Origin of the sequence: Pinisolibacter sp. (assembly GCF_036782435.1) — a bacterium.
GTDB lineage: Bacteria > Pseudomonadota > Alphaproteobacteria > Rhizobiales > Ancalomicrobiaceae > CALBKH01.
Map to the genome: position 1 here is coordinate 1 of NZ_DAIPZB010000063.1, position 19,102 is coordinate 19,102.

A 19,102-nucleotide genomic window follows, 5' to 3' on the forward strand; every position below is an offset into this window, starting at 1 on the left:
ACATTCGGACGCCGACGGGAATCGCCGGGCGCGAATTTCAAAACGGCCTCTCAGACGTCGGCGAGCCGGCGGAAAAGGCTGAACTGGAAGCGCTGTTCGCCGCCGGACGGCGTGCGGTGGAGATCGGCGACGGTCTCGACCCGCTCGAAGCCGGGGCCGAGCGCGCGCGCCAGGCTCTCACCATCGTAGCGGACGACCGGCAGGCCGCTGCAGCGCTCCGGCCCGTCGAGGGCGAAGGTGGCGACGATCGCGTGTCCACCGGGGCGCAGCGCCGCTCGGAGCCGCTCGACATAGGCCGCACGCTGCGGTTCCTCGGTGAGGAAGTGGAAGGCGGCCCGATCGTGCCACAGGTCGTAGGGGATGGTCGGCGTCCAGGCGGTCGCGTCGGCGACGATCCAGTCGACGGCCGCCGCCCGGCTCCCGAGACGAGCGCGGGAGCGGCCGAGCGCCGCCGCCGAGAGATCCAGCACCGCGACCGACGCGAAGCCGCGATCGAGGAGGGCGTCGACCAGCCGCGAGGCGCCGCCGCCGACATCGATCACCGAGGCCGAGGGGGCGATCCCGGCACGCTCGATCAGGCGCAGCGACGGCTCCGGGCTCGCCTGGAACCAGCTCACCTCGGTCTCGCCCCGGGTCGAGTGGACGCCTTCCCAATGGGACGAATCGGATCCTGCGGTCATCGACCCTCCTCGGCGTGGTGAGAGATGATTTCTCGGCCCATCATCGCGCGAAACGCCGGGGCGGTCATCGGCGGTCTCCATGCGCCCGAGGAGCGATCGCCGGTCGCGACGAGGATCGTCGTCGGGGCATCCGATCATCGCTTGTTCCGCGCCCGCGGGCCGATAGGATGCGCCCCATGATCACCACGCTTCCCAATGGCGCTCACGCGCGTTCGATCGGGGCCGGCGACCACCTCTTCCTGGTCGACGGCTCGTCCTACATCTTCCGCGCCTATCACGCCCTGCCGCCGCTGACGCGCAAGGCCGACGGGTTGCCGGTCGGCGCCGTCTCCGGTTTCTGCAACATGCTCTATCGCCTCTTGAAGGAGGCGAAGAAAACCAGCGCCGGGGTCGAGCCGACCCATCTCGCGGTGATCTTCGACGCTTCGGGGCCGACCTTCCGCGACGAGATCTACGACCTCTACAAGGCCCATCGTCCCGAGGCGCCCGAGGATCTGAGGCCGCAGTTCGGCCTGATCCGCGAGGCGACCCGCGCCTTCAACGTCGCCTGCGTCGAGCAGAAGGGCTTCGAGGCCGACGACCTCATCGCAACCTACGCGACCCAGGCACGCGCCGCGGGGGCCGACGTCACCATCGTCGCCTCCGACAAGGATCTGATGCAGCTGATCGGGCCGGGCGTCGTCATGCTCGACACGATGAAGGACAAGCGCATCGGCGAGGCGGAGGTCTTCGAGAAGTTCGGCGTCCCGCCCGACAAGGTCGTCGACATCCAGGCGCTCGCCGGCGACCCGGTCGACAACGTGCCGGGCGTCCCGGGCATCGGCATCAAGACGGCGGCGAGCCTGATCAACGAGTACGGCGACCTCGAGACGCTGCTCGCCCGGGCCGGCGAGATCAAGCAACCGAAGCGGCGCGAATCGCTGATCGAGCACGCCGAGAAGGCGCGGATCTCGCTGAAGCTGGTCACCCTGGAGCGCGCCGTGCCGGTGACGACGCCGATCGAAGATCTGGCGGTGGCGGCGATCGACGGGGTGCGGCTCGTCGCCTTTCTCAAGGCGATGGACTTCAATTCGCTGACCCGCCGCGTCGCCGAGGCGACCGGGGCGGTGGCCGAGGAGATCGCGCCGGCGCAAGTGCCGGTGACGCATTGGCCGCCGGGGGACGTGGGCCAGACCGATCGACGGGGCTCCCCCTCCCTGTCCCTCCCCCTCCAGGGTGGAGGGGACGACGATGGCCGGCTCGGTGCCTCGAACCGATCCTCTTCCGACGGTTCGCTCTTCGGCGACGAAGGCGTCGATGGGGTTGGGCGGACCTCACCTCTGGCGTCCGCTCCGCCCGCGAGTGGGAGGGACAGGGAGGGGGGGCCGGAAGGCGCGAAACTCTCGACGCAGTCCGACGGGACCCTCGTCGGCACGCCCGCCTCCTTGGCGGCAGCCCGCGCGAATGCCGCTCACGCGCCGATCGACACCTCGGCCTACGAGACGGTCTCCACCCTCGACCGCTTGAACGCATGGATCGACGCGGCGCGCGACGCGGGCGTCGTCGCCTTCGACACCGAGACCACCTCGCTCGATGCGCTGCAGGCCGAACTCGTCGGCTTCTCCCTGGCGTCGGCGCCGGGCAAGGCCTGTTACGTGCCGCTCGCCCATCGCGCCGGCGGCGGCGGGCTCTTCGACGACGGCCTCACCGAGGGCCAGATCCCGCTCACGCAAGCGCTGGCGGCTCTGAAGCCGCTGCTCGCCGACCCGGCGGTACGCAAGGTCGGGCAGAACCTGAAATACGACGCGCTGGTGCTCTCCCAGCACGGGCTCGCGATCGTGAACTTCGACGACACGATGCTGATGTCCTACGCGCTCGACGCCGGCCGCGGCGGCCACGGCATGGACGAGCTCTCGAAGAAATGGCTCGGCCACACGCCGATCGCCTACAAGGACGTCGCCGGGTCGGGCAAGTCGGCGGTGACCTTCGATCGGGTGGCGATCGACAAGGCCACGGCTTACGCGGCCGAGGACGCCGACGTGACGCTGCGGCTGTGGCGGCTGCTCGCGCCACGGCTGGCGGCGGAGGGGATGACCACGGTCTACGAGACGCTGGAGCGGCCGCTGGTCGACGTCATCGTGGCGATGGAGCGGCGCGGCATCGCCATCGATCGGCAGATGCTCGCCCGCCTCTCCGGCGACTTCGCCCAGGGCATGGCGCGGCTGGAGGCGGAGATCACCGACCTCGCCGGCGAAAGCTTCAACGTCGGCTCGCCGAAGCAGCTCGGCGACATCCTGTTCGGCAAGATGGGACTGCCGGCGCCGAAGAAGACCGCGACCGGCGCTTGGGCGACCGGCGCCGATGTGCTCGAGGATCTCGCCGCGCAGGGCCACGAGCTGCCGCGCAAGGTGCTCGACTGGCGGCAGATCTCGAAGCTCAAGTCGACCTACACCGACGCCCTGCCCTCCTTCGAGAACCCGCGGACGAAGCGCGTCCACACCTCCTTCGCGCTCGCCGCGACCACCACCGGGCGGCTGTCGTCGTCCGAGCCCAACGTGCAGAACATCCCGGTCCGCACCGAGGAGGGCCGGAAGATCCGCCGCGCCTTCGTGGCGACGCCGGGCCACGCGCTGATCTCGGCCGACTACAGCCAGATCGAGCTGCGCGTGCTCGCCCACATCGCCGAGGTGCCGGCGCTGCGTCAGGCCTTCGCCGACGGCGTCGACATCCACGCGATGACGGCCTCGGAGATGTTCGGCGTGCCGGTCGCCGGCATGGATCCGGCGATCCGCCGGCGCGCCAAGGCGATCAACTTCGGCATCATCTACGGCATCTCGGCCTTCGGGCTCGCGAACCAACTCGGCATCGCCCGCGAGGAGGCGGGGGCCTACATCAAGAAATACTTCGAACGTTTCCCGGGCATCCGCGACTACATGGACCGGGCCAAGGGGGAGGCGAAGGCGAAGGGCTTCGTCACCACCATCTTCGGCCGGCGGGCGCATTATCCGGGCATCGCCGACAAGAACGCCGCCGTCCGCGCCTTCAACGAGCGCGCCGCGATCAACGCGCCGATCCAGGGCTCGGCGGCGGACGTCATCCGCCGGGCGATGATCCGCATGGATGCGGCGCTGGCGGACGCGAAGCTCGACGCGCAGATGCTCCTCCAGGTGCACGACGAACTGATCTTCGAAGTGCCGGAGGGCCAGGTCGAGGCGACGATTCCCGTGGTGAAGCAGGTGATGGAAGGCGCGGCCGAGCCGGCGGTGAAGCTGCGCGTGCCGCTGGTGGTCGACGCGCGGGCGGCGGCCAACTGGGACGAGGCGCACTGAGAGCGATCAGCGTCGCGATGCGCCGCGATCGACAAAGAGCGGAATGATCGCGAAGAGGATCTGGGCGGCGAGGCCGAGCAGGCCGCGCGGGGTCGCGAACGCTTCCGCATAGGCCACGGGAGAGGTGCCGAGGGCGCTCGCCAATGCCACCTCGGCCGCCTGCAACAGGACGAAGGCGAGCCCGCCCATGGCGAGGCGGACGGCGGCATCGGCGGGGACGGCGCAGCGTCGGACGATCCGCGTCGCGGCGATCCAGGAGATCGCCAGCATGATCGGCGCCTCGATCGCCACGGCGGCGAGTCCGCCGAGACGCGGCACGACGACGATTTCGCGGATCGATCCGAGGACGAAGCCGGTGGCGAAGGCGACGGCGAAATAGGCGACTGCCGCCTTCACCACCGCCCGCATGGTCGCCCCCTCAGAAGAACGCCTGGATGCCCGTCTGCGCCCGACCCAGGATCAGGGCGTGGACGTCGTGGGCGCCCTCGTAGGTGTTGACCGTCTCGAGGTTGGCGGCGTGGCGCATCACCTGATACTCGATCGAGATGCCGTTGCCGCCGTGCATGTCACGCGCCATGCGGGCGATGTCGAGCGCCTTGCCGCAGTTGTTGCGCTTGATGATCGAGATCATCTCCGGCGCCATCCGGCCCTCGTCGAACAGCCGGCCGACGCGCAGGGCCGCCTGGAGGCCGAGAGTGATCTCGGTCTGCATGTCGGCGAGCTTCTTCTGGTAGAGCTGGGTGGCGGCGAGCGGCTTGCCGAACTGCTTGCGGTCGAGGCCGTACTGGCGGGCCCGCATCCAGCAGTCCTCGGCCGCGCCCATCACCCCCCAGGCGATGCCGTAGCGCGCCCGGTTGAGGCAGCCGAAGGGACCCTTCAGCCCCGAGACGTTCGGCAGGATCGCGTCCTCCGGGACGACGACGCCGTCCATGACGATCTCGCCGGTGATCGAGGCGCGCAGGCTGAGCTTGCCGCCGATCTTCGGGGCGGAGAGGCCCTTCATGCCCTTCTCCAGCACGAAGCCGCGGATCTCGCCGTCGTGGGCGGCCGACTTCGCCCAGACGACGAAGACGTCGGCGATCGGCGAGTTGGAGATCCACATCTTCGAGCCGACGAGGCGGTAGCCGTCGGCGACCTTCTCGGCGCGGGTCTTCATGCCCGCCGGGTCGGAGCCGGCGTCGGGTTCGGTCAGGCCGAAGCAGCCGACCCATTCGCCGGAGGCGAGCTTGGGCAGGTACTTCTGCTTCTGCTCTTCCGAGCCGTAGGCCTCGATCGGGTACATGACCAGCGACGACTGGACGGACATCATCGAGCGATAGCCGGAATCGACCCGCTCGACCTCGCGCGCCACCAGCCCGTAGGAGACGTAGCCGGCGCCGGCGCCGCCGTAGTCGTCCGACACGGTGACGCCGAGGAGGCCGAGTTCGCCCATCTCGGAGAAGATGGCGCGATCGGTCTTCTCCTCGAGATAGGCCTCGGCGACGCGCGGAAAGAGCTTCTCCTGAGCGTAGGCGCGGGCGGTCTCGGAGATGAGGCGTTCGTCCTCGGTCAGCTGCTCGGTGAGGAGGAAGGGATCCTCCCACTTGAAGGGGGCGTGGGTCTTCGGGGCCATGGGGGATCCTCTTCACTGAGCACCCGAACTTCGGGTCCGAAGTACCGGTGCATTACGGCCCGACCGGCCGACGCCCGTTCGGGCCCGCCCTCACGCGGCGGGTCTCGAACGAGACCTTCCGCGCTCGGATTCAGCTCTCGACGTCGAACCGGACGCCCTGGGCGAGCGGCAGCGAACGGGAATAGTTCACGGTGTTGGTGGCGCGGCGCATGTAGGCCTTCCAGGCGTCGGAGCCGGCCTCGCGGCCGCCGCCGGTCTCCTTCTCGCCGCCGAAGGCGCCGCCGATCTCGGCTCCGGAGGGACCGATGTTGACGTTGGCGATGCCGCAGTCGGAACCGGTGTCGGAGACGAAGGCCTCGGCCTCGCGCAGGTCGGAGGTGAAGATCGACGACGACAGGCCCTGCGGCACGGCGTTGTTGAGCTTCACCGCGGTCTCGAACTTGGTGTAACGCATGACGTAGAGGATCGGGGCGAAGGTCTCCTCGGTGACCGGACCGGACTGCGACGGCATCTCGACCAGCGCCGGGGCGACGTAGAAGCCGTTGTCGTAGCCCTGGAGGGCGATGCGATTGCCGCCGGTGATGGTGCCGCCGGCCTCGCGCGCCGCCTCCAGCGCCTTCTGCATGCGGGTGTAAGCGTCGGCGTCGATGAGCGGACCGATCAGGGTCTCGGACTGCGAGGGATCGCCGACCTTGACCGAGGCGTAGGCGCGGCGCAGCCGGGTCACCAGCGTGTCGTAGATCGAATCGTGGACGAAGAGGCGGCGCAGCGTGGTGCAGCGCTGGCCGGCGGTGCCGATCGCCGAAAAGGCGATCGCCCTGAGCGCCAGATCGAGATCGGCGGAGGGGCAGACGATCGCCGCGTTGTTGCCGCCGAGCTCGAGGATCGCCCGGGCGAAGCGCTTGGCGAGCTTGGGGCCGACGACCCGGCCCATGGCGGTCGAGCCGGTCGCCGAGAGGACCGGGACGCGCGGATCCTCGACCAGCACCTCGCCGATGTGACGCGAGCCGTTGATCAGTTCGACGAGATGATCCGGCGCGGTGTTGCCCTCGGCGCGGTAGCGCGCCACCGCCCGCTCGAACAGGGCGACGACGGCGAGCGCCGTCAGCGGCGTCTTCTCCGACGGCTTCCAGACGACCGAATCGCCGCAGACGATGGCGAGCGCGGCGTTCCACGACCACACCGCGACGGGGAAGTTGAAGGCGGAGATGACGCCGACCGGGCCGATCGGGTGCCAGGTTTCCATCATGCGGTGACCGGGGCGCTCGGTGGCGATGGTCAGGCCGTAGAGCTGGCGCGACAGGCCGACGGCGAAATCGCAGATGTCGATCATCTCCTGGACCTCGCCGAGGCCCTCCGAGACGATCTTGCCGGCCTCGATGGTGACGAGGCGGCCGAGTTCGGCCTTGTGGGCGCGCAGCTCCTCGCCGAGCAGCCGGACCAGTTCGCCGCGCTTGGGAGAGGGCACCAGCCGCCAGGCGCGGAAGGCGGCGTCGGCACGGCCGATGGCGGCCTCCGCTTCCTCGGTCTCGTGCTCGACGACGCGGCCGATCTCCTCGCCGGTGATCGGCGAGGTCACCACCAGGGTGCCGTCGGTGTAGTGGGCGCGATCGACGCCGAGGGCGGCGAGCAGCTCGTGGGTCTCGGCCGCGAGCGTCTGATGAACCGACATGGGCGCCACCTCATGGTCCGAACGAAGAAAACCGCCGCGGCGATCGACCGACCGACCGCCGCGCGCGAGGTCATGAATATTCCGCTCGACAGGACCGGTTTGAAGCGAGAAATTCTCACGACATCATGAATTTTCGGAATGAATCATCATGTACCGCCGCGGCTTCCTGCCCCCCATCGGATCGCTGGTGGCCTTCGAATGCGCCGCCCGCCACGAGAGTTTCTCGCGCGCGGCGGAGGAACTGAACCTCACCCAGAGCGCCGTCAGCCGGCAGATCCGCACCCTCGAGGAGGTGGTGGGGGTGGCGCTGTTCGAGCGGGTCCGGCAGCGCGTGGTGCTGTCGGAGGCGGGGCGGGCCTATCTCGCCGACGTGCGGCGCTCGCTCGGCGATCTCGGCGACGCCACTCACCGGGTGATGGGCTTCGCCGGCACCCGCGGTGTCCTGGAGCTGGCGGTGCTCCCGACCTTCGGGACGCGTTGGCTGGTGCCGCGATTGCCGCGCTTCCTGGCACTCAACCCGGACGTCACCGTCGATCTCGCCGCCCGCATCGAACCCTTCGACTTCGCCGACGAGCCGTTCGACGCGGCGATCCACGTCGGCCAGCCGGTGTGGGCCGGCGGCGTGCTGGAGCATCTGATGGACGAGGAGGTGGTGCCGGTCGGACCGCCGGACTGGCTCACCGCTCGCGGGCTTTCGACCCGTGCCGATCTCGCCGCGCTGCCGCTCCTCCACCAGTCGACCCGACCGTCGGCCTGGGCCGACTGGTTCGCCTCGGTCGGCGTCGCCACCGAGGCGGCGTGGCGGGGGCCGCGGCTCGATCAGTTCTCGATGGTGGCGGAGGCCGCGGCCTGCGGCATGGGTGCGGCGCTGGTGCCGCGCTTCCTGATCGAAGAGGAACTGGCGTCGGGCCGCCTCGTGCAGCTCTTCCCCGAGCCGCTGGCCACGCGCAGCGCCTATTACGTCGTCCATCCGGCCTCGAAAGGTCGCTCGGCGCTGCTCAAGGCCTTCGAAGAGTGGATCGTGGCGGAAGCGAAGGCGGATGCCTCCCCGTCGCCTCCGCTCGCTGCCGGACCGTGATCGCTCGCCACACCGTTCTAGTCGGAACGAATGGCGGCCGCGCTCCTCCGCATTGGCGGGCAGCGGCGAACGGTGGCAGTATCCGGAGCCGATCCGATCGATCGACGCGCCGGCGTCCGAGGGGGCAGCGAAGGCGGAGATTTGTTCGAGATACGAACTCGTCTCCCGCTGTCCCGCCACGTCGGATCGGAGAAAGTGACTCGGCGACAAGAACCGCGGACGGGTGCCCGACGACCGTCGCGACGAGAACAAGAGGAACGCCATGACGCTCGCCAACATCCTGGTTCATCTCGATTCGAGCCCGCGGTGCGCGGTGCGGACGGCGTTGGCGGTCAAGCTCGCCGCGCGCCACGGCGCCCGCCTCACCGGCCTCTTCGCCGAGACCTCGCATGCCCATCAGGTCGGGGTGGTGGTCTCCTGGCCGAGCGAGGACCACCTCGCCCGGGCCGGCGCGGCGGAGAAGGCCTTCACCGAGGTCGCCGCATCGCTCGGCGACAAGGCACGATTCCTCGACGTCAATCGTGGCAGCGAGCACGAGATTCTGGTCCGCGCCACCGAGATCGCCCGCCATTTCGACCTGGTGATCCTCGGCCAGATCGAAGAGGGCGGCCGTGTGCCCGGCGATCTGCCGGAGCAGATCGTTCTGGAGTGCGGTCGGCCGGTGCTGATGATCCCCTATGCCGGGCATTTCGACGACATCGGCCATCGCCCGATCTTCGCCTGGCATCGCTCGCGCGGCGCGGCGCGGGCGCTGTGCGACGCGCTGCCGCTGGTCCAGCCGAAGGCCGAGGCGCAGGTGGTGCAGGCCGGCCGCCACGGCGACCCGACCGACGAATTCTCGCATCTGTTGCTCGACCAGCTCGCCGCCCACGGCGTGACCGCCCACTACCACACCGCGGTGGTGGAGGAGGTGAAGCTGATGGACACGTTGCTCAATCAGGCCGCCGACCACTCGGCCGATCTGATGGCGATCGGCGCCTTCGACCACACCGGCTTCGCCTTCCTCGGTCGCGGCTCCGGCACCCGCTACGTCATGCGCCACATGACGCTGCCGGTGCTTTTCTCGCACTGAAGAACAGGGTTCCGAACGACGACGGCCGGGCTCGCGCCCGGCCGTTTCGTTTTCGGGCCTCGCGCCGACGCGCCGATCCGGCTCAGCGATGGCCGGTGCGGTACATCGGGCCGCCGAGCCGGCGCGGCCAGCCGTAGCCGGTGATGAAGACGAGATCAATGTCGGAGGCCCGCGCCGCGATGCCCTCGGCGAGGATCTTCTCGCCCTCGGCTCCCATGACGCCGACCAGCCGCTCGACGATCTCTTGCGCCGTGAAGCCGCGGCGGGTGATGCCCTTCTTCGCCGATTCCTCTTCACACAGGCGCGCGACGAGCGGATCGACCGACTTTCGACCGCCGTCGTAGGCGTACCAGCCGGCGCCGGTCTTCTGGCCGAAGCGGCCCATCTCGCAGAGCCGGTCGGCGATGGCGACGTAGCGCTCGTCGGGCGAGCGGGCCGCCGCCTTGCGCTTGCGCAAGCTCCAGGCGATGTCGAGGCCGGAGAGATCGAAGACGGCGAAGGGACCCATCGGCAGGCCGAAGTCCTCCAGCGCCGCGTCGATCTCGTGGGGCAGCGCCCCTTCCTCCAGCAGGAATTCGCATTCGCGACGGAACACCGCCCAGATGCGGTTGCCGACGAAGCCCTCGCAGACGCCGGTGACGATCGGCAGTTTGCCGAGCTTCTTCGCCACCGCGACCGCGGTCGCCAAGGTGACCGGCGAGGTGGTGGCGGTGTCGACCACCTCGGTGAGGCGCATGACGTTGGCGGGCGAGAAGAAGTGCAGGCCGACCAACCGCTCGGGATGGGCCGAGCCCTCGCCGATGGCGTTCGGATCGAGATAGGAGGTGTTGGTGGCGAGCACACAGTCGGCGCGGACGACCGCGGCGAGGCGGGCGAAGAGGTCGCGCTTCACCGCGAGGTCGTCGAACACCGCCTCGACCACCAGATCGGCGTCGGCCAGGGCGGCGAGATCGGCGGCGAAGCGGATCTTCTCGAGCTTCTCGGCCGCAGCCGCCTCGCTCAGCCGGCCGGACTTCACCGATCGTGCCCAGATGCCGGCGATGCGCTCGCGGCCCTTGGCGAGCGCTTCGTCGTTCATCTCGACGACGATGACGTCGTAACCGGCATCGACCGCGGCCACCGCGATGCCGGCGCCCATGGTGCCGGCGCCGACGACGCCGAAGCGGGTCACCGGAGCGGGCGCGACACCGGCGATGCGGTCGATCTTGGCGGCCTCGCGCTCGGCGAAGAAGACGTGGCGCAACGCGGCGGCTTCGTCGGAGGCGACGAGGCGCAGGAAGGTGGCGCGTTCGCGCGCCATGCCGTCGTCGAAGGGGAGGTCGGCGGCGGCGAGGGCGAGGCGCGCCGCTTCGCCCGGCGAGATCTGACCGCGCGCTCTGCTCTCGATCCGGGCGACCGCGGCGTCCGCTTCGGCGCGGTCGAAGGCGGGAACGGCGAGATCGCGGGTGCGGCGGGGCGGCTTGCCGACGAGGCCGCGGGCATGGGCGATCGCCGTCTCGACGAGGTCGCCGTCGGCGACGGCGTCGACCAGACCGAAACGCGCCGCCTCTTCGGCCGCGAGCCGTCGACCGCCGCCGACCATTTCGATCGCGGCGGTCATGCCGACAAGACGCGGCAGACGCTGGGTGGCGCCGGCGCCGGGGACGATACCGAGGTCGATCTCGGGCTGGGCGAATCTGGTGCCCGGCGCGGCGATGCGGGCGTGGGCGGCGAGCGCCAGTTCGCAACCACCGCCGAGGGCGGTGCCGTGGAGCGCGGCGACGACCGGCTTCGGCGATGCTTCGATCGCGGCGCAGACGTCGGGCAGGTAGGGCTCGATCGGCGGTTTGCCGAACTCGCGGATGTCGGCGCCGGCAACGAAGGTGCGGCCGGCTGCGGCGATCACCACGGCGGCGATGCGCGGATCGGCGGCCGCCCGGGTCATCGCCTCGAGAACACCGGCGCGGACCTCGCGGGCGGCGGCGTTGACCGGCGGATTGTCGATGGTGACGAGGGCGACGCCGTCGACGAGGGTCCAGCGGACGAGATCGGAGGCGAGCGGGGACAGCGTGTCGGTCATGGCGCGGTGGCGATCCGGAGCCCAGGGTCGGTGAAGACCGGTCTCGAGACATCGGGCGACGACCGGTTCCGGTCCGCCCCCTGCGGTCGGCGGGACCGGCGTCGGCCCGCTCGACGGACCGACACGGGCGTCAGGATGGGCAGTGGCGGCGACCGCATCAAGGCGATCCGCTACGGATCGTTTCACTTGTTCGCATCGCGACCGCGAAAGAACTCGCCCGACGGACAAGACGGAGGGAGGCGGGCGCGTCGCGGCGGCGCTTCGTCCGCGCGGCGGAGCGACGATGGCGCCGCGGGACCACGACGACGGAGGTTCGCCGGACGGGACCCGAGGACGACGGCCTGCGGGCGGTGGCTTGACGGCGGTGCGGTCGTGCCCGAAAGCTCGCGGGCTGCCGCCGGATCGACCGATCGCGGCCGAGAAGGATCTCTCCCGTGACGACCTCCACCGACGCTCTGCTGTTCCCGCCGCGCCCCCTGCCGACCGTCGCCGTCGTAGGCGAGACGGCACGCTTCCCCGTCGCCCGCATCTTCTGCGTCGGCCGCAACTACGCCGAACACGCCAAGGAGATGGGGGCGGAGGTCGACCGCGAAGCGCCGTTCTATTTCCTCAAGGACGCCGGCACGCTCGTCGCGTCCGGCGCCACCATCCCCTATCCGCAGGGCACGAACGATTTCCACCACGAGATGGAATTCGTCGTCGCCATCGGTCGTGAAGCCTTCGACGTGCCGGTCGAGCGGGCGATGGACGCCGTCTTCGGCTATGCGGCCGGCCTCGACATGACCCGGCGCGACCTGCAGGGCCAGGCCAAGGCCAAGGCGCGGCCCTGGGACTTCGGCAAGAATTTCGACAACGGCGCGGTGATCGGGTCGATCGTGCGCGCGGCGGCGTTCGGTGCGGTCGGACCGCAGCGCATCGCGCTCACCGTCGGCGGAGCGACACGGCAGACCTCGCGTCTCGGCGACATGGTGTGGAGCGTGCCGGAACTCGTTTCCTACCTGTCGCGCTTCTACCGGCTGGTGCCGGGCGATCTGATCTACACCGGCACGCCGTCGGGCGTCGCCGCCGTCGTTCCCGGCGACCACCTCGTCGGCGAGATCGAAGGCCTGCCGCCGGTCGAACTGACGATCGGCCCGGCCGCGACGGCGTGAGGCGGAGAATGGCGGCGGGACTCCGCCGCCGGAAACGAACCCTGATCGGCTCTCCCGGCGCACGGCCGAACCGGACGGCCTCCGTCGTCGGGCACACCCTCGCCCCGTCATCGCCGGGCTCGACCCGGCGACCCGGCGGCGTTTCCCTGCGGCTGCGGCCCATGGGTTGCCGGGTCGAGCCCGGCAATGACGAGGAAAGGTGAAGCGTGTCCCGTCGACCGCCTCGGGGAGGGGCGGCCTTCATGGCTCCGTCGGCCCCACCGAGCCGGTGCGAGGCGGCGAGCCGCTCACGCCGCCAGATCGGCGACCACCGCGTCGAGCACCTCGAAGCCGGCGAGGGTGGCGCGCACCCGGCGCCGGCCGTTCGCGTCGATGATCGGCGCGATCATGCCGTTCGCCTCGAGGTCGGCGAGGCGTTTCGGATCGAGCACCCGGCCGGAGATCTCCTCCCAGCGGTCGAGATCGATCCCCTCCTTCAGGCGCAGGCCCATCAGCAGATATTCGTCGCCCTGTTCCTCAAAGGTGAGGACGTCGTCGGCGATCAGGCCGTGGCCGTGGGCCTCGACGAGGCGCAGCCACTTCTCCGGGTTCTTCTCGGTCGCGGTGGCGTGCCGGCCCTCGCCGTGGACGAGGCGGCCGTGGGCGCCGGCGCCGACGCCGACATATTCGCCGTAACGCCAGTAGACGAGGTTGTGGCGGCATTCCGCGCCGGGGGCGGCGTGGTTGGAGATCTCGTAGGCCGGCAGACCGGCGGCATCGAGCACCCGGTGGGTCGCCTCGTAGAGATCGGCGCCGAGATCGGCGTCGGGAACGATCAGCTTGCCGGCGTGGTAGAGATCGGCGAAGCGGGTCTCCTCCTCGATGGTCAGCTGGTAGACCGAGATGTGGTCGGCGGCGAGGTCGACCGCCGCCTTCAGCTCCGCCTCCCACTCCGCCACCGTCTGGTCGGGGCGAGCGTAGATGAGGTCGAAGGACAGGCGATCGAAGGTGCGGCGCGCCAGATCGATGGCGCCGATCGCCTCGGCGACGTCGTGGATGCGGCCGAGACGTTTCAGATCGCGATCGTTCAGCGCCTGGACGCCGAGGGAGAGGCGGTTGACGCCAGCGGCACGATAGCCGGCGAAGCGCGTCGCTTCGGCGCTGCCGGGATTGGCCTCGAGCGTGACCTCGACGCCGCCGGCGATCGTCCAGTGCTTCGCCACCGCATCGAGAACGGTTCCGACGGTCTTCGCCTCCATCAGCGACGGGGTGCCGCCGCCGAAGAAGATCGAGGAGACGGTGCGGCCCGGGGCGCGGGCGGCGAAATGGCCGAGTTCCGTGGCGAGCGCCGCGGCGAAGCGCGTCTGATCCACGGGCGTGTGGCGGACGTGGGAATTGAAGTCGCAATAGGGACACTTGGCGGCGCAGAACGGCCAGTGCACGTAGATGCCGAACCCCGGCTCCGGCATGGTCATGGGCCATCCTCCTGATGCGGCGCCGTCCGGTTCGCCCGGCGGTTCGTTCTTCGTCTCGGTCGTCGAAACCGCGGGGAGCGCGCTTTCGATCATACGGGATCCGGCCGATCGCTTCGCGACGCCGGATCCACTCGTCTAAAATCCTTTGTTCGGACAGGGATTTTTCGACGAACGGAATACGGAATTCGGATGGTCTCATCCGAATTCCGTATCAGAGGCACTTCCTGGCGAAGAGCGAGAAGGCGCGGGCACGGTGCGACAGGCCTTCTTCGCCGGGCTTCAAGCCGTGTTTCTCCCCGGCGCTCATCTCGCCGAAGGTGCGGGTCTCGCCCTCGGGCAGGAAGATCGGATCGTAGCCGAAGCCGAGGGTGCCGCGCGGCGGCCAGACGAGGGTGCCGTGCACCTCGCCGCGCACCGTCTCGGTGTGGCCGTCGGGCCAGGCGAGGCAGAGGGCGGCGACGAAGTGGGCGCGGCGATCGCCGGTGCCGCCGTCGGCGAGCAGTTCCTCGATGTTGCGCATGGCGCGGGCGAAGTCCTTGTCCTCTCCGGCCCAGCGGGCGGAATGGACGCCGGGCTGGCCGCCGAGTGCCGCGACGCAGAGACCACTGTCGTCGGCGAGGGCGGGCAGGCCGGAGGCGGTCGCGGCGGCGAGCGCCTTGATCGCGGCGTTGGCCTCGAAGGTCTCGCCGGTCTCCTCCGGTTCGGGCAGATCGAGCTCGCCGGCCGACACCGCCTCGATGCCGTGCGGCGCGATCAGATCGCGGATCTCGGCGAGCTTCCCCTTGTTGTGGGTGGCGACGACGATCTTGCCGCCTTCGAGACGCCGTTCGGCCATGGCCTCCTCCATTCTCAGAGAACCACCATCTTCTGCAGATCGATCAGCTTACCGATGCCGGTCTTGGCGAGATCGAGGAGCGCCTGGAGCTGTTCCTCGGTGAAGGGACGGCCTTCGGCGGTGCCCTGGATCTCGACGATGCCGCCGGACCCGGTCATGACGAAATTGGCGTCGGTCTCGGCGACCGAATCCTCGGCGTAGTCGAGGTCGAGGACCGGCACGCCCTTCCAGATGCCGCAGGAGACGGCGGCGATGTGGTCCTTGAGCACCGGCGCCTTGACCATGTCGCGCGCCTTCATCCACTCCAGGCAATCGTTGAGGGCGACCCAGGCGCCGGTGATCGAGGCGGTGCGGGTGCCACCATCGGCCTGGATGACGTCGCAGTCGACGGTGATCTGGCGCTCGCCGAGCGCCTGGAGATCGACGACGGCGCGCAACGACCGGCCGATCAGCCGCTGGATCTCGTGGGTGCGGCCGGAGGGCTTACCGGAATTGACCTCGCGACGCATGCGGTCGTGGGTGGCGCGCGGCAGCATGCCGTATTCGGCCGTCACCCAACCGCGACGCTGGCCGCGCAGCCAGCCGGGGACGTTCTCCTCGAGGCTCGCGGTGCACAGCACGTGGGTATCGCCGAACTTCACCAGGCAGGAGCCTTCCGCATGCTTGGCCACCCCGCGCTCCAGCGTCACGGGTCTCAATTCGTCGGCGGCGCGCTTGGAAGGACGCATGGTGTCGTGGGCTCCGGCAGGGTCTCGGGGAAGTCCCCTACCCCCTAGCCCGCCGGCGCCCGCCCGTAAAGGGCGACGGGGTCGCGGTCGCCACGCGGTCGATTGAATCCGCGGCGCGCGCATGGTTTGCTCGGGCGACATCCTCCGTTACCGGACCGACGACCGACGCCATGGCGCCCTTGCCACCCCCGACCGCCCCCGGCGGTCTCGCCCAACTCGACGAGCGTTCGCGCGAGATCTTCCGGCGCATCGTCGAGGGCTATCTCGACAGTGGCGAGCCGGTCGGCTCACGCAACGTGGCGCGGCTGCTGTCGCGCACCCTGTCGCCGGCCTCGGTGCGCAACGTCATGGCCGATCTCGAGGACGCCGGCCTCATCTATGCGCCCCACACCTCCGCCGGCCGGCTGCCGACCGACCGGGGCCTGCGTTTCTTCGTCGATGCGCTCCTGGAGATCGGCGATCTCGGCGACGACGAGCGCCGGCGCATCGAAGCCGAGATCGCCGCCTCCGGCCGTTCACCGGAGCAGGTGCTGACCGAAGCGAGCCAGATGCTCTCCGGCCTGTCGCGCGGCGCCGGGGTGGTGCTGGCGCACACCAGCGACCTCAAGCTCAAACACATCGAATTCGTCTGGCTGGAGCCGACCAAGGGCCTCGTCGTGCTGGTCGGCGAGGACGGGGCGGTGGAGAACCGGTTGATCGACCTGCCGATCGGCCTGCCGCCCTCGGCGCTGCAGGAGGCGGCGAACTTCCTCAACACCCACATCCGCGGGCGGACGCTGGCGGAGGCGCGGGCCCAGCTCGAGCGCCTCGCCGCCGAACGGCAGGCGGAGCTCGATCAGCTGACCGACCGGGTGGTGGAGGCGGGCCTCGCCAGCTGGGCCGGGGCGACCGAGGGGCGACCGCAGCAGCTCATCGTGCGCGGCCGGGCCAATCTGCTCGAGGATCTGAAGGCGGCGGAGGATCTCGAGCGCATCCGCCTGCTCTTCGACGATCTCGAGCGCAACAAGAACCTCGTCGAGCTGCTCGGCGACGCCGAGCGCGGCGACGGGGTGCGCGTCTTCATCGGCTCGGAATCGAAGCTGTTCTCGCTCTCCGGCTCGTCGCTGGTGGTCTCGCCCTATCGCGACAAGGACCAGCGGGTGGTCGGCGTCCTCGGCGTCATCGGCCCGACCCGCCTCAACTACGGCCGCATCGTGCCGATGGTCGACTACACGGCGAAGCTGGTGAGCCGGCTCTTGGGGTGACGGCGCAGACGGTGCGCCTCGCTTCGCTCGGCGCATCCTACGGAGCCCGCCTTCGCCGCCATTTGCATCCGCCTCGGTCATGCCTACATGTGGACGACCTCGGCCGCTGCGGCCCAGCCTTTCGGAGCCCTCCCATGTCCAGCACCCCCACGGCCTCCGGCCCCGAATCCTGGCACGGCACCACCATCCTGGCGGTGCGCAAGGGCGGGCGCGTCGTCGTCGCCGGCGACGGGCAGGTGACGCTGGGCGCGACGGTGATCAAACACTCGGCGCGCAAGGTCCGGCCGATCGGCCGCGGCGACGTCATCGGCGGCTTCGCCGGGGCCACGGCGGACGCCTTCACCTTGTTCGAACGGCTGGAGAAGAAGCTCGAGCAATACCCGGGTCAGCTCACCCGCGCCTGCGTCGAACTCGCCAAGGACTGGCGCACCGACCGCTATCTGCGCCGCCTCGAGGCGATGATGATCGTCGCCGACGCCACGACGACGCTGGTGCTGACCGGCACCGGCGACGTGCTGGAGCCGGAGGACGGGGTGGCCGGCATCGGCTCGGGCGGCTCCTTCGCGCTGGCCGCGGCCAAGGCGCTGATCGACCAGGATCTCGACGCCGAGGCGATCGCCCGCCGCGCCATGAAGATCGCCGCCGACATCTGCGTCTACACCAACCACAACGTCGTGGTGGAGAGCCTCGGCGCCCGACCGGCCGCCGTTTCGCCCTGACACCTCCGAGGACCCGACCATGACCGATTTCTCGCCGCGCGAGATCGTCTCCGAACTCGACCGCTTCATCGTCGGCCAGAAGGACGCCAAGCGCGCGGTGGCCATCGCGCTGCGCAATCGTTGGCGTCGCCAGCAGCTCTCCGGGCCGCTGAAGGAAGAGGTCCTGCCCAAGAACATCCTGATGATCGGCCCGACCGGTGTCGGCAAGACCGAGATCTCGCGGCGTCTCGCCAAGCTCGCCGACGCGCCGTTCCTCAAGGTCGAGGCGACCAAGTTCACCGAGGTCGGCTACGTCGGCCGCGACGTCGACAGTATCGTCCGCGATCTGGTCGAGGTCGGCATCGGGCTGGTCAAGGCCCGCAAGCGGGCGGAGGTGAAGGCCAAGGCGGAACTGGCGGCGGAGGAGCGGGTGCTCGACGCGCTGGTCGGCAAGTCGGCCTCGCCGGCGACCCGCGACTCGTTCCGCCAGAAGCTCAGGCGCGGCGAACTCGCCGACAAGGAGATCGAGGTCGAGGTGTCGAGCGCGCCGCAGATGCCGTCCTTCGACCTGCCGGGCATGCAGGGCGGCTCGATCGGGGTGATGAACCTCGGCGAGATGTTCGGCAAGGCCTTCGGCGGCATGAAGAAGACCCGCAAGGTGCTGATCGCCGACAGCTACGATCTGCTGCTCGCCGAAGAGAGCGACAAGCTGGTCGATCAGGAGCAGGTGACGGCGGAGGCCGTGCGCGCCGTCGAGGAGAACGGCATCGTCTTCCTCGACGAGATCGACAAGATCTGCGCCCGCGACGGCCGCGCCGGTGCCGACGTCTCCCGCGAGGGCGTGCAGCGCGACCTGCTGCCGCTGATCGAGGGCACCACGGTCTCGACCAAATACGGGCCGGTGAAGACCGACCATGTGCTGTTCATCGCCTCCGGCGCCTTCCATGTGGCGACGCCGGCCGATCTGCTGCCCGAGCTGCAGGGCCGCCTGCCGATCCGGGTCGAGCTGAAGCCGCTCACCAAAGAGGACTTCGAGCGCATCCTCACCGACACCGAGGCGAGCCTGATCAAGCAATACGTGGCGCTGATGGCCACCGAAGGCGTGACGCTCGAGGTGACGGCCGACGCCATCGCCGAGATCGCCTCCGTGGCGGTGGAGATCAACGGTTCGGTCGAGAACATCGGCGCCCGCCGTCTCCAGACGGTGATGGAGCGCATCCTCGACGAGATCTCCTTCACCGCCCCGGATCGCGCCGGCGAGACCATCGTCATCGACGCGGCGCACGTACGCTCGAACATCGGCGAGCTGGCGAAGAATGCCGATCTCAGCCGGTTCATCCTGTGACGAGGTAGGGTGCGCCTCGCGAAGGCGAGGTGCACCTCATGCACCTTAACTCTGCGCCTCACCCGAGGCCGACATGTGTGGACGGCCCCTGCGTTGCAAGGGAAAAGAGCACTCGGTTCGACGGGACTGGGAGCAGTCATGTGTCCGGCCTGTTTGCGCGGCCATT

15 protein-coding genes are annotated in these 19,102 nt (G+C 69.9%); 7 read left to right on the forward strand and 8 right to left on the reverse strand.

The features are described from left to right. Positions 1 to 50 precede the first annotated feature (50 nt). On the reverse strand, positions 51 to 680 hold the full coding sequence (locus tag V7Q42_RS19280) for a class I SAM-dependent methyltransferase (protein WP_333825837.1): 630 nt from the start codon (positions 678 to 680) through the stop codon (positions 51 to 53). Positions 681 to 856: 176 nt separating this feature from the next. Here V7Q42_RS19280 and polA point away from each other — a divergent pair, with 176 nt between their 5' ends. Continuing rightward, entirely contained in the window at positions 857 to 3,988 is a 3,132-nt protein-coding gene (gene polA, locus V7Q42_RS19285) for a DNA polymerase I (RefSeq protein WP_333825839.1), read from the forward strand. A gap of 6 nt (positions 3,989 to 3,994) precedes the next feature. On the opposite strand, the gene V7Q42_RS19290 is transcribed toward polA, so the two are convergent. From V7Q42_RS19290 to amaB, 3 genes are all read right to left on the reverse strand, one after another. Continuing rightward, positions 3,995 to 4,396, reverse strand: a complete 402-nt coding sequence (locus V7Q42_RS19290; RefSeq protein ID WP_333825841.1) for a hypothetical protein — start codon at positions 4,394 to 4,396, stop codon at positions 3,995 to 3,997. 10 nt (positions 4,397 to 4,406) lie between these two features. Continuing rightward, the gene (locus tag V7Q42_RS19295) at positions 4,407 to 5,600 is read right to left on the reverse strand and encodes an acyl-CoA dehydrogenase (protein WP_333825843.1); all 1,194 of its coding nucleotides are present in this window, start codon (positions 5,598 to 5,600) and stop codon (positions 4,407 to 4,409) included. Positions 5,601 to 5,730: 130 nt separating this feature from the next. Then, positions 5,731 to 7,272, reverse strand: a complete 1,542-nt coding sequence (amaB, locus tag V7Q42_RS19300) for an L-piperidine-6-carboxylate dehydrogenase (RefSeq protein ID WP_333825844.1) — start codon at positions 7,270 to 7,272, stop codon at positions 5,731 to 5,733. A 148-nt stretch (positions 7,273 to 7,420) separates the two neighbouring features. Between amaB and V7Q42_RS19305 the strand changes: the two genes are divergently transcribed. Both V7Q42_RS19305 and V7Q42_RS19310 read left to right on the forward strand, forming a co-directional pair. After that, on the forward strand, positions 7,421 to 8,350 hold the full coding sequence (locus tag V7Q42_RS19305) for a LysR substrate-binding domain-containing protein (RefSeq protein ID WP_442958240.1): 930 nt from the start codon (positions 7,421 to 7,423) through the stop codon (positions 8,348 to 8,350). A gap of 262 nt (positions 8,351 to 8,612) precedes the next feature. After that, the gene (locus tag V7Q42_RS19310; RefSeq protein WP_333825846.1) at positions 8,613 to 9,422 is read left to right on the forward strand and encodes a universal stress protein; all 810 of its coding nucleotides are present in this window, start codon (positions 8,613 to 8,615) and stop codon (positions 9,420 to 9,422) included. A gap of 82 nt (positions 9,423 to 9,504) precedes the next feature. Here V7Q42_RS19310 and V7Q42_RS19315 read toward each other — a convergent pair whose 3' ends face one another. Further along, the gene (locus V7Q42_RS19315) at positions 9,505 to 11,481 is read right to left on the reverse strand and encodes a 3-hydroxyacyl-CoA dehydrogenase NAD-binding domain-containing protein (protein WP_333825848.1); all 1,977 of its coding nucleotides are present in this window, start codon (positions 11,479 to 11,481) and stop codon (positions 9,505 to 9,507) included. Positions 11,482 to 11,915: 434 nt separating this feature from the next. Here V7Q42_RS19315 and V7Q42_RS19320 point away from each other — a divergent pair, with 434 nt between their 5' ends. Continuing rightward, entirely contained in the window at positions 11,916 to 12,632 is a 717-nt protein-coding gene (locus V7Q42_RS19320; protein WP_333825850.1) for a fumarylacetoacetate hydrolase family protein, read from the forward strand. 287 nt (positions 12,633 to 12,919) lie between these two features. Here V7Q42_RS19320 and hemW read toward each other — a convergent pair whose 3' ends face one another. The 3 genes from hemW to rph all read right to left on the reverse strand — a co-directional run bounded on the left by hemW (position 12,920) and on the right by rph (position 15,649). Further along, positions 12,920 to 14,086: a radical SAM family heme chaperone HemW gene (gene hemW / locus V7Q42_RS19325; protein ID WP_333825852.1), complete on the reverse strand. Its 1,167-nt coding sequence runs from the start codon at positions 14,084 to 14,086 to the stop codon at positions 12,920 to 12,922. A 211-nt stretch (positions 14,087 to 14,297) separates the two neighbouring features. Then, positions 14,298 to 14,921, reverse strand: coding sequence for an RdgB/HAM1 family non-canonical purine NTP pyrophosphatase (rdgB, locus tag V7Q42_RS19330; protein ID WP_333825853.1), 624 nt, complete (start codon positions 14,919 to 14,921; stop codon positions 14,298 to 14,300). A 14-nt stretch (positions 14,922 to 14,935) separates the two neighbouring features. Further along, positions 14,936 to 15,649: a ribonuclease PH gene (rph, locus tag V7Q42_RS19335; protein ID WP_333825855.1), complete on the reverse strand. Its 714-nt coding sequence runs from the start codon at positions 15,647 to 15,649 to the stop codon at positions 14,936 to 14,938. 170 nt (positions 15,650 to 15,819) lie between these two features. Here rph and hrcA point away from each other — a divergent pair, with 170 nt between their 5' ends. The 3 genes from hrcA to hslU all read left to right on the forward strand — a co-directional run bounded on the left by hrcA (position 15,820) and on the right by hslU (position 18,936). Further along, the gene (gene hrcA / locus V7Q42_RS19340) at positions 15,820 to 16,893 is read left to right on the forward strand and encodes a heat-inducible transcriptional repressor HrcA (RefSeq protein ID WP_333825857.1); all 1,074 of its coding nucleotides are present in this window, start codon (positions 15,820 to 15,822) and stop codon (positions 16,891 to 16,893) included. 134 nt (positions 16,894 to 17,027) lie between these two features. After that, positions 17,028 to 17,612: an ATP-dependent protease subunit HslV gene (hslV, locus tag V7Q42_RS19345; protein ID WP_333825860.1), complete on the forward strand. Its 585-nt coding sequence runs from the start codon at positions 17,028 to 17,030 to the stop codon at positions 17,610 to 17,612. A gap of 19 nt (positions 17,613 to 17,631) precedes the next feature. Continuing rightward, positions 17,632 to 18,936 carry an ATP-dependent protease ATPase subunit HslU gene (gene hslU / locus V7Q42_RS19350; RefSeq protein ID WP_333825862.1) on the forward strand — a complete coding sequence of 435 codons (1,305 nt, stop codon included), beginning with the start codon at positions 17,632 to 17,634 and terminating at the stop codon, positions 18,934 to 18,936. Positions 18,937 to 19,102: the final 166 nt, after the last annotated feature.